Below are 11,634 nucleotides of genomic sequence, written 5' to 3' on the forward strand. Positions count from 1 at the left end.
TCTGTTGGCCGAATCACTTCACTGCATCAAACAACCAGGGCGCCTGTTCGCGGCGCTTGGCCTCGTAGGCACGAATATCGTCCGCATCTTCCAGCGTCAGGCCAATATCATCGAGGCCGTTCAGCAAACAATGTTTGCGGAATTCGTCCACCTCAAAAGCAATGGCCTCGCCATTTGGTTTGATTACATGCTGCTTTTCCAGATCAATAACCAGCTCGTAACCTTCCTCGGCATACATTTCCTGGAACAACTGCTCGACAATCTCTTCTTCCAAAACAATCGGCAGCAGACCATTCTTGAAGCAGTTATTGAAGAAAATATCCGCAAAACTCGGCGCGATGATGGCGCGGAAACCGTGGTCATCCAGCGCCCAGGGCGCGTGCTCACGGCTGGAACCACAACCGAAATTCTTGCGCGCCAACAGCACCGAAGCGCCCTGATAGCGGGGGTGGTTCAGCGGAAACTCCGGGTTTACCGGGCGATTGCTGCAATCCTGCCCCGGCTGACCTTCATCGAGATAACGCAGCTCGTCGAACAGGTTCGGACCAAAACCGCTGCGCTTGATCGACTTTAAAAACTGCTTCGGAATAATCAGGTCCGTATCCACATTGGCACGGTCCATCGGCGCGGCAACACCTTTATGTTGAGTAAAAGCTTTCATCTTTATCTATTCCCCCCGCTCAAGGCTGTCCCCGTCTGTATTTCACGCACATCAACGAAGTGACCCGCAATGGCCGCCGCCGCCGCCATGCTAGGGCTCACCAGATGAGTGCGACCACCGTAACCCTGACGACCTTCAAAATTCCGGTTGGACGTAGACGCACAGTGCTCACCCGGCCCCAGCTTGTCTGCGTTCATTGCCAGGCACATGGAACAGGAAGGCTCGCGCCACTCGAAACCGGCTTCGATAAACACCTTATCGAGTCCCTCTTTCTCCGCCTGCATTTTCACAGACTGGGAGCCCGGTACCACCAGCACCTGCTTCACACTGTCGGCTTTCTTGTGGCCCTTGGCCACTTCTGCCGCTGCGCGCAGGTCTTCGATACGGGAGTTGGTACAGGAGCCGATAAATACGCGATCGAGATTGATGTCGGTAATCTTCTGACCGGCATTGAGCCCCATATATTCCAGCGCGCGCTCAATACCAGCTTTCCTGGTCGGGTCGCTCTCATCCGCGGGGCTCGGCACCAGCGCGCTGACCGGCACGACCATTTCCGGAGAAGTTCCCCAACTCACCTGCGGTTCGATTTCCTCACCGCGCAAAACAACAACTTGATCGAAATGCGCACCGTCGTCGGAATGCAGGCGGCTCCAGTTTTCTACCGCCTTTTCCCACAACTCGCCTTTAGGTGCGTACGGCTTGCCCTTCACGTAGTCCAGAGTTGTCTGGTCCACCGCCACCATACCCGCGCGAGCGCCGGCTTCGATGGCCATGTTGCAGACGGTCATACGACCTTCCATCGACAGGTTGCGAATCCCCTCGCCACCAAACTCAATGGCGTAGCCGGTACCGCCGGCAGTACCAATCTTGCCGATAATCGCCAGTACCACGTCTTTTGCCGTGACGCCCGGGCCGATCTTGCCGTCCACACGCACCAGCATGTTCTTCATTTTTTTCTGGATCAGGCACTGGGTGGCCATTACATGCTCCACCTCGGACGTGCCGATACCGTGGGCCAGTGCACCCAATGCACCATGGGTGGAAGTGTGGGAGTCACCACAAACCACGGTCATACCCGGCAAGGTCGCACCGGTTTCCGGGCCGATCACATGCACAATGCCCTGGCCGGGATCGTTGATACCGAACTCAACAATGCCGAAGTCCTTGCAGTTCTCATCCAGCGTCCTGACCTGGATACGCGAAACCTCGTCCTGGATACCTTCAATACCTCCGGCGCGCTCCGCAGCATCGGACGGTACATTGTGGTCCGGGGTCGCCACCACGGAATCCGTACGCCAAGGCTTGCGACCAGCCAGGCGCAGCCCTTCGAAGGCCTGGGGCGAGGTCACTTCGTGAATCAGGTGGCGATCGATATAAATCAGTGCTGTGCCGTCTTCACGACTCTTAACCAGATGGTCTTGCCAAAGCTTGTCGTACAGCGTCTGTTTTTTATTCTTTTCGAGGCTCATTTCCGCAACTCCACTATGGATAACATGCGGGAGTCTATGGGGGGCATTGAATAACATCAATTTATATTTATTATATGGCGCATTCGGTTTTGGAATACTCTGTACCAAAGCCCCTACAAACCAGATTCGGGTTAATGAACCCCCGAATTGAAGGCGCTGCTTGCGGGTGGGGCTTTGCGAGACCGTCAAAAACATGGATGTTTTTGCAGAGCCCCCAGGGATAGGTACAGGGCGTGTCTCACAAAGCCCCATCCGCAAGTAGCTCCGCCAGCGAGGTTAACTCACCCCATGGAAATCCAGTGGCTTAAGGCCTTTCTAGCCATATCCGAACAGGGCTCAGTCTCCGAAGCGGCGGAACACCTGCACTTGACGCAACCGGCGGTGAGCAAGCGCCTCGCCTCCCTGGAACAACAGCTGGGTGCTCCCCTGTTCGACCGCATCGGCCGCCGCCTGCAGCTCACTAATGCCGGTAAAGCCCTGCTGCCTCGCGCCCGCCACATCCTCAACGAAGTCAGCGATGCGGAGCGCGAACTCAGAAGCCTCGGCGACACCATCGGTGGCAGCCTGCGAATTGCCACCAGCCACCATGTCGGCCTGCACCACCTGCCGCCGGTGCTGCGGGATTTCAGCAACCGCTACCCCGACGTCGCCCTGGATATCGACTTCGTCGACTCCGAACAAGCCTACGAAGCCCTGATGGCCGGAGAATACGAACTCGCCGTCGTTACCCTCGCCCTGAAGGATTACCCCAGCCTCAACGCCCAGATCATCTGGCCCGACCCCTGCGTTGTCGTCGCCGCACCGGATCACCCCCTCGCCCAGATGCCCGAGCTGGACCTGCCCGCGCTCGCCCGCTACCCCGCCATCCTGCCCGATCTGAATACCTACACCGGGCGCCTGATCAAGCGGGAATTCGATGCTCACGGTCTCAAGCTGCACGCCAAGCTCGCCACCAACTTCCTCGAAACCATCAAGATGATGGCCGGGGTGGGCCTGGGCTGGAGCGTACTGCCGAAAACACTGGTGGATGAAACCCTGGCCGAACTGCCCATGCCCCAGCTCAACATCCTGCGCAACCTCGGTGTTATCTATCACCGCAACCGCACCCTCAGCAACGCGGCCAACGCCCTGCAGCAACTGCTGGTCAAGGAAGCCAAAGGGTATTGAATAGCCGGAGAAGTTTTGTGTGATACACCCGGCATTTACAGGTGTAATACGCTCACAAATACGGGAAAGACAGGAAATAAGTTCTCTGAAACGCCAATTGGTCAAGGAATCTTCACAAAAAAGGGGTAAACTGCGCCGCAAAACTAAAAAAGGGGAGCCTCACCTATGAAAAAACTCACTCTGGCCATTTGCACCGCCCTGGCCTCCACTGCAGCCAGCGCCGACACCATCCTCGGCCTTGATGCCACTGCCGGTATGTGGAAGCCCGCATACAGCGGCCTGGTTGGCGCCGCGAATGTAGACGCGGATGATTTCGGCTTTGCCGAAGACAACGCCACCTTTCTGCAGGTTGCACTGGAGCACCCGATCCCGCTGATCCCGAACATCATGGTCGCGCACAGCAAGATCGAAACCAACGGTGTTGCCAACCTGAGCCAGAACGTAGAGTTCGGTGGTGAAACCTTTATCGCCAATCAGGATATCAGCGCAAACCTGACCCTGACCCACACCGATGCCACCCTGTACTACGAGATTCTCGACAACTGGGTGAACCTGGACCTGGGCCTGACTGCCCGCCAGTACGACGGTTATTTTGAGGCGGCAAACGACTACTCAAGCCCAGACGTGGTTGGCGCCATTCCTGCCACCTCCGAAACCCTAGAACTCTCTGGTGTACTGCCGATGGTCTACGGCATGGTCCGCTTCGACCTGCCCTTCACTGGCTGGTCCATCATCGCCCAGGGTAACGGCACCAGCTATAACGGCGACAGCCACACCGACGTCACCGCCAAAATTCGCTGGGATTTCGTTCCTGCACTGGATTTCGCTGTGGAAGCCGGTTACCGCGCTATGACTCTGGACGTACAGGAGCTGGACGTCCTGGAAAGCGACCTGGACATCAAAGGCCCCTACCTTGGCCTGAGCCTGCACCTGTAAGTATCAGGCACGCAGCGAATAAAAAAGGCGGAGCGTTTTCAGCGCTCCGCCTTTTTTATTGCGTTGGCATTGAGGGGTGAATACCCGTAAGTCAGCCCGCGTCGCCCGCGGGAATCCTCAAACCAAACGCCACATCGCCGTTCTGCCCCCGCTGGCGCAATACGTGATCCATCAACACCAGCGCCATCATCGCCTCGGCAATCGGGGTCGCACGGATACCGACACAGGGGTCATGGCGACCGGTAGTCACCACCTCGATGGGATTGCCGTTGATATCCAGACTGCGGCCGGGAATCCTCAGACTGGAAGTGGGCTTGAGTGCGATATGCGCGATCAGCTCCTGGCCACTGGAAATCCCCCCCAATACGCCACCGGCGTTGTTGGACTGGAACCCCTCCACAGTAATTTCATCCCGGTGCTCGGTGCCTTTCTGCTCCACCGAAGCAAAACCGGCCCCGATCTCCACGCCTTTCACCGCATTGATGCTCATCAGGGCATGTGCCAGATCCGCATCCAGGCGATCAAAGATCGGCTCGCCAAGACCAGCGGGAACACCACTGGCATGCACGGAAATACGCGCACCGATGGAGTCGCCTTCCTTGATCAGGGCCTGCATGTACTCTTCCATCTCCGGCACCTTGTCGGCATCCGGGCAGAAAAAGGGGTTTTCACTGACCTGGGACCAGTCGAGCTTTTCCACCTTGATAGGTCCGAGCTGGGACAGGTAACCGCGCACTTCGATACCCAGCTGCTGCTTCAGCCACTTTTTCGCGATTGCCCCTGCCGCCACGCGCATGGCGGTTTCCCGTGCAGAAGAGCGGCCGCCACCGCGGTAGTCCCGCAGACCGTACTTGGCCCAGTAGGTGTAATCCGCGTGGGCCGGGCGGATCTGCTCGGCAATATTGGCGTAGTCTTTAGAGCGCTGATCGGTGTTTTCGATCAGCAGGCCGATGGGCGTGCCGGTGGTTTTACCTTCAAAAACACCGGACAAAATTTTCACTTCATCGGCTTCGCGACGCTGAGTGGTATAGCGCGAGGTGCCCGGCTTGCGGCGATCCAGCTCCAGCTGGATTTCTTCGGCGGAAATTTCAAGCCCGGGAGGGCAGCCGTCAACGATACAGCCCAGTGCAGGGCCATGACTCTCACCAAAAGTGGTGACACAGAACAGCTTGCCAAAAGTGTTGCCCGACATACCCGGTATTCCCTACCCCAGTGAATTATTCGATGAAAGCGGCGCATTATAGAGGATTCCGCCGCTGTCGACTCGGTGAATTATCTTGTTATCAGTGGTGTTTGCTTAATTGTACTTTGCACAATGCGCTTGGGGCGAAGGTGACGATAGCGGGTGGGGCTTTGTGAAACCTTCACCGCCATGGATGGCGGTGCAGAGCCCCCAGGGATGGGTGCACGGCGTGTTTCACAAAGCCCCACCCGCTAGCGTTACCGCCACCAAGCCTTGCTGGAGAAGCAGGCTTTCAGCCACCCGCGCTCTCAAAAAACTCCCGACAAGCCAATAGATCTTCACGGCTCAAAACAAACACCCCGTGTCCGCCGTCCTCCAGCTCCGGCCACATAAACGGCACCCGGGGGTAGGCGTCTTCCAGTGCTTCCCAGCTATTTCCGACCTCGCATACCAGAATGCCCTCCGGCTGCAGATAGTTCGGAGCTTCCAGCAACAGCCGGCGGGTGAAGTCCAGGCCGTCATCCCCTGAACCCAGCGCCAGCCCGGGTTCCGCATGATACTCCGCCGGCATTTCCGCCAGATCCCGTGCATCCACATAGGGGGGATTACTGACAATCAGGTCGTAGCTACAGCCCTCCAGGCCCGCAAACAGATCCGACTGCACCGCGCGCACCTCCTCGTTCAGGTGGTGGCGGTTGATATTGATCTGGGCCACCTCGATGGCATCTGCGGAAATATCACTGACATCCACCCGGGCACCAGGAAAAGTCTCCGCGCAGGCAATGCCGATACAGCCACTGCCGCAACACAGATCCAGGATCGCCAGCGGCTCCCGCGGCAGCCAGGGCTCAAAATTTTGCCGGATCAGCTCACCGATGGGTGAACGCGGCACCAGCACCCGCTCGTCCACATAGAATGGAAGGTCACAGAACCACGCTTCGTTGGTGATATAAGGGGCGGGCACACGCTGATTGACACGCTTTTCCAGCGCGGCCATCACCTCACGGCGCTCCTCCATGGTCAGGCGGGCGGCGAGAATCTCCGGCTTGCTGTCCACCGGCAGATGCAGCGCGTGCGTGACCAGCAGGACGGCTTCATCCCAGGCGTTGTCGGTGCCATGGCCAAACCAGAGCTCGCTCTCGTTAAAGCGACTGGCTCCCCAGCGGACGTAGTCCAAAACTGTGCACAACTCATGCAAATTGGACTCACGTTTCTCTATCATTGCGGATATTCCTCAAATTTTGTCGCTTTACTCGCGCTCAACAAAGGCTTAGGGTAGCGCACCCTCTGGATCCCCGGACCGGGTTCCTGTATATGGCAGCACCCACCGGCACACACACCGGTGATCGAACGCCCAACTTTTTGCGTATCGCGGAGTAATACGCACAGCGGGCGAGACGTTGGAAGCATACTGATGAAAGAACACTACGCACACATCATCGAAGCCATCGGCGAAGACATTAATCGCCCGGGCCTGAAGGACACACCGCTGCGCGCCGCCAAGGCCATGCAGTACCTGACCCGCGGCTACCAGCAGACCGTGGAAGAAGTGGTCAACGAAGCCCTGTTCCCTTCTGATTGCAGCGAGATGGTGCTGGTAAAAGACATCGAACTCTACTCCCTGTGCGAACACCACCTGCTGCCGTTTATCGGCAAGGCTCACGTTGCCTATATTCCCGATGGCAAGGTTCTGGGGCTGTCCAAGGTGGCGCGCATTGTAGACATGTTTGCCCGCCGTTTGCAGATTCAGGAACAACTGACGGTAGAAATTGCGCAGACCATTGAGCGTGTGACCGGTGCCGCCGGTGTTGGCGTCATCATTGAAGCCAAACATATGTGCATGATGATGCGCGGTGTAGAAAAGCAGAATTCGGTGATGAAGACCTCCGCCATGCTGGGTTCATTCCGCAGCCAGCAGGCCACCCGCAATGAATTCCTGTCTCTGATTCGCTAATCACCCGAGGAGAGTCCGGCGATGCCACATCTGGTAATCGAGTATTCGCAGAAACTGGAAGAAATGCTTTCCATTCCTGCACTGGTCAGCAGTGGCCAGCAGGCCATGAGCGAATCCGGGCTCTTCAACCCCAGCGCGATCAAAACCCGTGCCCTGCCCTATCAGGATTTTGTGCTCGGCAAAAACCACGAAGGCGCAAGCGATCTGTTTATTCACGCAGAGGTACGCATTCTCGAAGGCCGTACCACTGAGCAGAAAGAAGCCCTGAGCGCAGCCATTTTCAATTGCCTGTGCGAAGCGGCGCCGGAAGTACCAGAAATTTCTGTGGAAGTGCGGGAGATGGAAAAAGCCAGCTACTCGAAGCGGGTGCCGTTTTAATCTCCTCTTAATCTCCTCCAGCGGATACTGCCACCCTTAATTCAGGAAGGGCAAAAACCACTGTGCAACAGCCTCCGCACTGTCTTCCATGTGCAGATGATGGCCGCCGGGAAATTCACGGATTTCGATATTCGGGTACTGTTCTGCCAGGGGACGAATACGCTCGATCATCCCCTGAATACCGGACTTCCCCAACGCCAGCCGAATCGGCATGGTGGCACGGGCGAGGAACGCCTTTACCTGGGCTTCATTCAATTTTGCCAGTGAACTGGCCAGCAACTGCGGATCGTTGCTCCAGGTATACCCGCCCTCACAACTGCGCACACCGCGCTCTACCAGTCGCCACGCCGCATCGTCACTGAGCTTGAACAATCCGTTTTTGCGCGCCACAGCGGCAACCTCCAACGAATCGAACACCTTGGTTCGGCGGTTGCGATAACGGGCACGCTGTTCGAGCCCCCTGCGCAGGGTTTCCGGAGCTTCATCGTCCGCTGCCGGCGGTGGCACCAGACCATCGATCAGCGCCAGCTGGCGCACTCGTTCGGGGAAGGTGGCGGCGGTAATGGTGGCAATCACCGCGCCGCGAGAATGGGCGAGCATGGAAAAATGCTCCCAGCCAAGCGCATCCGCCATCCCCAGCACATCTTCAATCTCGGTCCAGACCGTGTAATTGGCGTCCTGGTGGCGGTGGTAACTCTGACCGTGCCCTGCGAGATCCACCGCCACCAGATTGAGATTGGCAAGATGCGGCGCCATGGCATCAAAGCTGGCACAGTTATCCAGCCAGCCGTGCAGCGCCAGCACAGGGACACCTTCGGGGTTGCCCCACTGGCGTGCGGCGATGGTATTGCCCTGAACATCCAGGCTGATTTCGCGGGGAGAATAATGCATGGAAAACAACGATGGCCGATTCAAACTGCCATGCTGACAGCGGCTCTATGCAACCGCAATGGCCGCAGGCGACAAGGCTCATGGCCTCAGCTGTATCCGCCGAAGCAGGTTCACGGCTTGTGTTGCAGCCACTCCAGCTCGGCGCAATCCCGCGCCCATACATCGGCAGAAAGACACGCGAGGCTGGAGGTGCCCATGGAGTATTCATTGCCGCTACCACAAAGCCCGTTGATCAGGCTCCCCACCAGCGGCTGGTGGCTGACCAGTAGCAGCGGAAAACGCTCCTCCTCGACTTCAGCCAGGGCATCCAGCAATTCGCTTACCGGCGTGTCGCCAACCAGCACCTCCTGAAACTCCACCGGCAGATCAAAGGCTTCCGCAACGATCTTGGCAGTCTGGCGTGTGCGTACAAACGGACTCGCCCAGATAGTCCTGACCTGTGCCAACTCGGATGCCCGTTCCTTGCACACTGCCGCCACATCCATGCGCCCCCTGTCGGTCAGCTCACGGGTTTCATCACTTTTACTGTAGGGCTCAGCCTTTCCGTGGCGTAATACGAACAACAGCACAGGGTTCTCCCATCAAAATACGGACGGTGAATCGACGGCTTATTTATCGCCGGTACTTTTTTCGGTAGAACTTTCACCGCGCACGGTTTCTGTACTTTCGACGGCACTATCTGCGCCCAGCTCGATAACGGTTTCCTCTTCCGCCTCAGCGGTTTTGCGGGATTTTTTGGATTTCCGGTTCGCTCTGGGCTTGGTCTCTTTTGGTGTTTCCTGCGTCTCACCTAGATCTGCAGAGGTTTCCTGGGCCGGTTCCTCTTTTAAATCGACTTCCGGCGCGGGCTCGATGGCGGATTCGGTGTTGCCTTCGGCTTTCGCAGCCGGCTGTGGCGGACGCTCGGGTTCCAGCAGCTCCGCTTCCGCCTCAGCCACATCGTCTTCCGGGTTCAGGTCGGCGCTGATAATCTCGCCATCCACTTCCTCGGCACTTTCATAGGAGGAAAGGTCTTCCTCTTCCGATTCCGGCCACTCGGAAAAGGGAAAAGGCTTCTCTTCGGAGTTGTAGATCAGGAACTGGAGGGTCTGATAGATGTAGGAGGCAATCTGGTCACCCAGCCGGCGTAGATTGTCGTTGGCACTGCCGCTGACTATCGCAAACAGGAATTGGGCAATAACAACTGCCAGCATCACAAAGGCGGCGACTTCCAGCAGTACGGCAAACAGCACCATGTAGATCAGACGGATCCACTGGTTGGGCGAGGTCAGGTTTTGTTTCAATTCTTCATTGCTCATGGGGCGATCACCAGTCCGTTGTTGGGCACCACAAAAGGGAGTGGCCGGCAGCAAGCACCGGCGCGCGGGAAAACATTATAGTCCTGAATCAAATCAGGACTCTGGCCATTCCGAAAATGGAAACGGCTTCTCTTCCGTGTTGTAAATCAGAAACTGCAGGGTTTGGTAAATATAGGATGCAATCTGGTTGCCGAGCCGGCGCAGATTGTCGTTAGGGCTGCCAGAAATAATCGCAAAAAGAAACTGCAGTGCGATGGTCGCCAGTATTACCACACCGGCCACTTCGAGCAGAAACACAAACAAAACCATAAATAGCAGGCGCAGCCAGTGGTCGCCTGAGGTCAGATTGCGTTTGAGGGTTTCATTATTCATCGATAAGTCCGTTATTTTCAGTGTGCTCAGGGCTTGGCCGAGTAGGCCACGTCAAACGTCTGCGCCCCGGACATCAGTTCGCGAATTACCTCAGGGATCGCGGTACCTTCGAATAATATGGCGTGAATCGCAGAAACCAAGGGCATGTAGACGTCCAATTCATCAGCTTTGGCCTTGATGAGACGAACGGTGTTCACCCCCTCCGCAACCTGGCCAATTTCCGCCACTGCCTGGTCCAGCTTCTTGCCCTTGCCCACCAGATAACCCACCCGGTAATTGCGGCTGAGATCCGAGGAGCAGGTCAGAATCAGGTCACCGACACCGGCAAGACCGATAAACGTCATGGGGTCCGCACCCACCGCTTCCGCGAAGCGCATCATCTCCGCCAGCGCACGGGTGATCAGCAGGCTGGTGGTGTTCTGTCCCCGCCCCAACGCCACCGCCATACCAGTGACAATGGCATAGATATTCTTGAGTGCCCCGGCCAGCTCCACACCAAAGACATCGTTACTGGAGTAAACCCGGAAGGTCTCAGAGTGCAGCACTTTCTGAATGGAGCTGCAGAGCGCCTCGTCTTCGCTGGCGATAACGGTCGCGGTGTAGTGACCGGCGACGATTTCTTTCGCAAAGTTGGGGCCGCTCAGCACCCCCACGCGCATCCCGTCGGTTTCTTCCCGCAGGATATCGCTCATCAGGTGGAAACTGTCGTGCTCCACGCCCTTGGTAAGCGAGATAAGCATGGTGTCTGGCGCCAATAGAGGGGCGGTACGGTGCACCACTTCGCGAAACGACTGACTGGGGATGGCGACAAACACGATCTGGCAACCGCGCACCGCCTGCTCCAGGTCGCTGGTCACCAGCAGATCCGGGTGCAGGGCAACACCGGGCAGGTAGTACTGGTTTTCCCGCTGCGCCATGCAGGCGGCGGCGCGCTCGGGATCGCGCATCCACTGGCGGGTATCGTGGCCATTGCCGGCAACGATATTGGCAATCGCGGTGCCAAAACTACCGCCACCGAGAATGGCGATGGAATAACGGGATTCAGGGGCGCTCGAGGGTACGTCTCTCTGGGTCATAACGCTCTGTGATGTTTGCTTTACAGCAGGGGATTATACGGAGCCGGCAACCGGTGCCCAATGACGATATAAATTTTTGTTCGTATTTGCCAAGTTTCCAGCGAATTAGCGTCTATTCCCCACCAATTCGCGTAAAAAACCGGCAACAGGAAATATAGCGCAGACTCTGGCATTCAATGCAAGACCGTATCAGCCGTGCCAGACGCCGCACAAAATCGTGGTAACCAGCACCGGATGTATCTCGATACA

General features: G+C 57.3%; 13 protein-coding genes. 4 read left to right on the forward strand and 9 right to left on the reverse strand.

Annotated elements, in window-relative coordinates:
• Window positions 1-13: 13 nt before the first annotated feature.
• Window positions 14-661, reverse strand: coding sequence for a 3-isopropylmalate dehydratase small subunit (leuD, locus tag PVT68_RS05995; RefSeq protein WP_280321756.1), 648 nt, complete (start codon window positions 659-661; stop codon window positions 14-16).
• 2 nt (window positions 662-663) lie between these two features.
• The gene (gene leuC, locus PVT68_RS06000; protein ID WP_280321757.1) at window positions 664-2,130 is read right to left on the reverse strand and encodes a 3-isopropylmalate dehydratase large subunit; all 1,467 of its coding nucleotides are present in this window, start codon (window positions 2,128-2,130) and stop codon (window positions 664-666) included.
• A 288-nt stretch (window positions 2,131-2,418) separates the two neighbouring features.
• On the opposite strand from leuC, the gene PVT68_RS06005 reads away from it, so the two are divergent.
• Window positions 2,419-3,297: a LysR family transcriptional regulator gene (locus PVT68_RS06005; RefSeq protein ID WP_280321758.1), complete on the forward strand. Its 879-nt coding sequence runs from the start codon at window positions 2,419-2,421 to the stop codon at window positions 3,295-3,297.
• Between the two features lie 165 nt (window positions 3,298-3,462).
• Window positions 3,463-4,233 (forward strand): TIGR04219 family outer membrane beta-barrel protein, encoded by a 771-nt coding sequence (locus PVT68_RS06010; RefSeq protein ID WP_280321759.1) that lies wholly within the window; start codon window positions 3,463-3,465, stop codon window positions 4,231-4,233.
• A gap of 91 nt (window positions 4,234-4,324) precedes the next feature.
• On the opposite strand, the gene aroC is transcribed toward PVT68_RS06010, so the two are convergent.
• A complete protein-coding gene (aroC, locus tag PVT68_RS06015; RefSeq protein WP_280321760.1) occupies window positions 4,325-5,425 on the reverse strand; it encodes a chorismate synthase in 1,101 nt (366 codons plus the stop codon).
• A 283-nt stretch (window positions 5,426-5,708) separates the two neighbouring features.
• Entirely contained in the window at window positions 5,709-6,638 is a 930-nt protein-coding gene (gene prmB, locus PVT68_RS06020) for a 50S ribosomal protein L3 N(5)-glutamine methyltransferase (protein WP_280321761.1), read from the reverse strand.
• Between the two features lie 192 nt (window positions 6,639-6,830).
• Between prmB and folE the strand changes: the two genes are divergently transcribed.
• Window positions 6,831-7,370: a GTP cyclohydrolase I FolE gene (folE, locus tag PVT68_RS06025; protein ID WP_280321762.1), complete on the forward strand. Its 540-nt coding sequence runs from the start codon at window positions 6,831-6,833 to the stop codon at window positions 7,368-7,370.
• 21 nt (window positions 7,371-7,391) lie between these two features.
• The gene (locus PVT68_RS06030) at window positions 7,392-7,748 is read left to right on the forward strand and encodes a 5-carboxymethyl-2-hydroxymuconate Delta-isomerase (protein ID WP_280321764.1); all 357 of its coding nucleotides are present in this window, start codon (window positions 7,392-7,394) and stop codon (window positions 7,746-7,748) included.
• Window positions 7,749-7,784: 36 nt separating this feature from the next.
• On the opposite strand, the gene PVT68_RS06035 is transcribed toward PVT68_RS06030, so the two are convergent.
• The 5 genes from PVT68_RS06035 to PVT68_RS06055 form a co-directional block, all read right to left on the reverse strand.
• Window positions 7,785-8,639, reverse strand: a complete 855-nt coding sequence (locus tag PVT68_RS06035) for an alpha/beta fold hydrolase (RefSeq protein WP_280321766.1) — start codon at window positions 8,637-8,639, stop codon at window positions 7,785-7,787.
• A 110-nt stretch (window positions 8,640-8,749) separates the two neighbouring features.
• Window positions 8,750-9,208, reverse strand: coding sequence for a phosphohistidine phosphatase SixA (gene sixA / locus PVT68_RS06040; protein ID WP_280321767.1), 459 nt, complete (start codon window positions 9,206-9,208; stop codon window positions 8,750-8,752).
• Between the two features lie 39 nt (window positions 9,209-9,247).
• The gene (locus tag PVT68_RS06045) at window positions 9,248-9,937 is read right to left on the reverse strand and encodes a DUF4389 domain-containing protein (protein ID WP_280321768.1); all 690 of its coding nucleotides are present in this window, start codon (window positions 9,935-9,937) and stop codon (window positions 9,248-9,250) included.
• 93 nt (window positions 9,938-10,030) lie between these two features.
• Window positions 10,031-10,309 (reverse strand): DUF4389 domain-containing protein, encoded by a 279-nt coding sequence (locus tag PVT68_RS06050; RefSeq protein WP_280321769.1) that lies wholly within the window; start codon window positions 10,307-10,309, stop codon window positions 10,031-10,033.
• Between the two features lie 26 nt (window positions 10,310-10,335).
• Window positions 10,336-11,385 (reverse strand): NAD(P)H-dependent glycerol-3-phosphate dehydrogenase, encoded by a 1,050-nt coding sequence (locus PVT68_RS06055; protein WP_280321770.1) that lies wholly within the window; start codon window positions 11,383-11,385, stop codon window positions 10,336-10,338.
• Window positions 11,386-11,634: the final 249 nt, after the last annotated feature.

It is taken from the genome of Microbulbifer bruguierae (genome assembly GCF_029869925.1).
In the GTDB taxonomy this organism is placed as follows: Bacteria; Pseudomonadota; Gammaproteobacteria; order Pseudomonadales; family Cellvibrionaceae; genus Microbulbifer; species Microbulbifer bruguierae.

Coding starts and splice junctions, on each gene's coding strand:
- leuD (WP_280321756.1), bottom strand. CDS start 661: ATGAAAGCTTTTACTCAACATAAAGGTGTTGCCGCGCCGATGGACCGT.
- leuC (WP_280321757.1), bottom strand. CDS start 2,130: ATGAGCCTCGAAAAGAATAAAAAACAGACGCTGTACGACAAGCTTTGG.
- PVT68_RS06005 (WP_280321758.1), top strand. CDS start 2,419: ATGGAAATCCAGTGGCTTAAGGCCTTTCTAGCCATATCCGAACAGGGC.
- PVT68_RS06010 (WP_280321759.1), top strand. CDS start 3,463: ATGAAAAAACTCACTCTGGCCATTTGCACCGCCCTGGCCTCCACTGCA.
- aroC (WP_280321760.1), bottom strand. CDS start 5,425: ATGTCGGGCAACACTTTTGGCAAGCTGTTCTGTGTCACCACTTTTGGT.
- prmB (WP_280321761.1), bottom strand. CDS start 6,638: ATGATAGAGAAACGTGAGTCCAATTTGCATGAGTTGTGCACAGTTTTG.
- folE (WP_280321762.1), top strand. CDS start 6,831: ATGAAAGAACACTACGCACACATCATCGAAGCCATCGGCGAAGACATT.
- PVT68_RS06030 (WP_280321764.1), top strand. CDS start 7,392: ATGCCACATCTGGTAATCGAGTATTCGCAGAAACTGGAAGAAATGCTT.
- PVT68_RS06035 (WP_280321766.1), bottom strand. CDS start 8,639: ATGCATTATTCTCCCCGCGAAATCAGCCTGGATGTTCAGGGCAATACC.
- PVT68_RS06045 (WP_280321768.1), bottom strand. CDS start 9,937: ATGAGCAATGAAGAATTGAAACAAAACCTGACCTCGCCCAACCAGTGG.
- PVT68_RS06050 (WP_280321769.1), bottom strand. CDS start 10,309: ATGAATAATGAAACCCTCAAACGCAATCTGACCTCAGGCGACCACTGG.
- PVT68_RS06055 (WP_280321770.1), bottom strand. CDS start 11,385: ATGACCCAGAGAGACGTACCCTCGAGCGCCCCTGAATCCCGTTATTCC.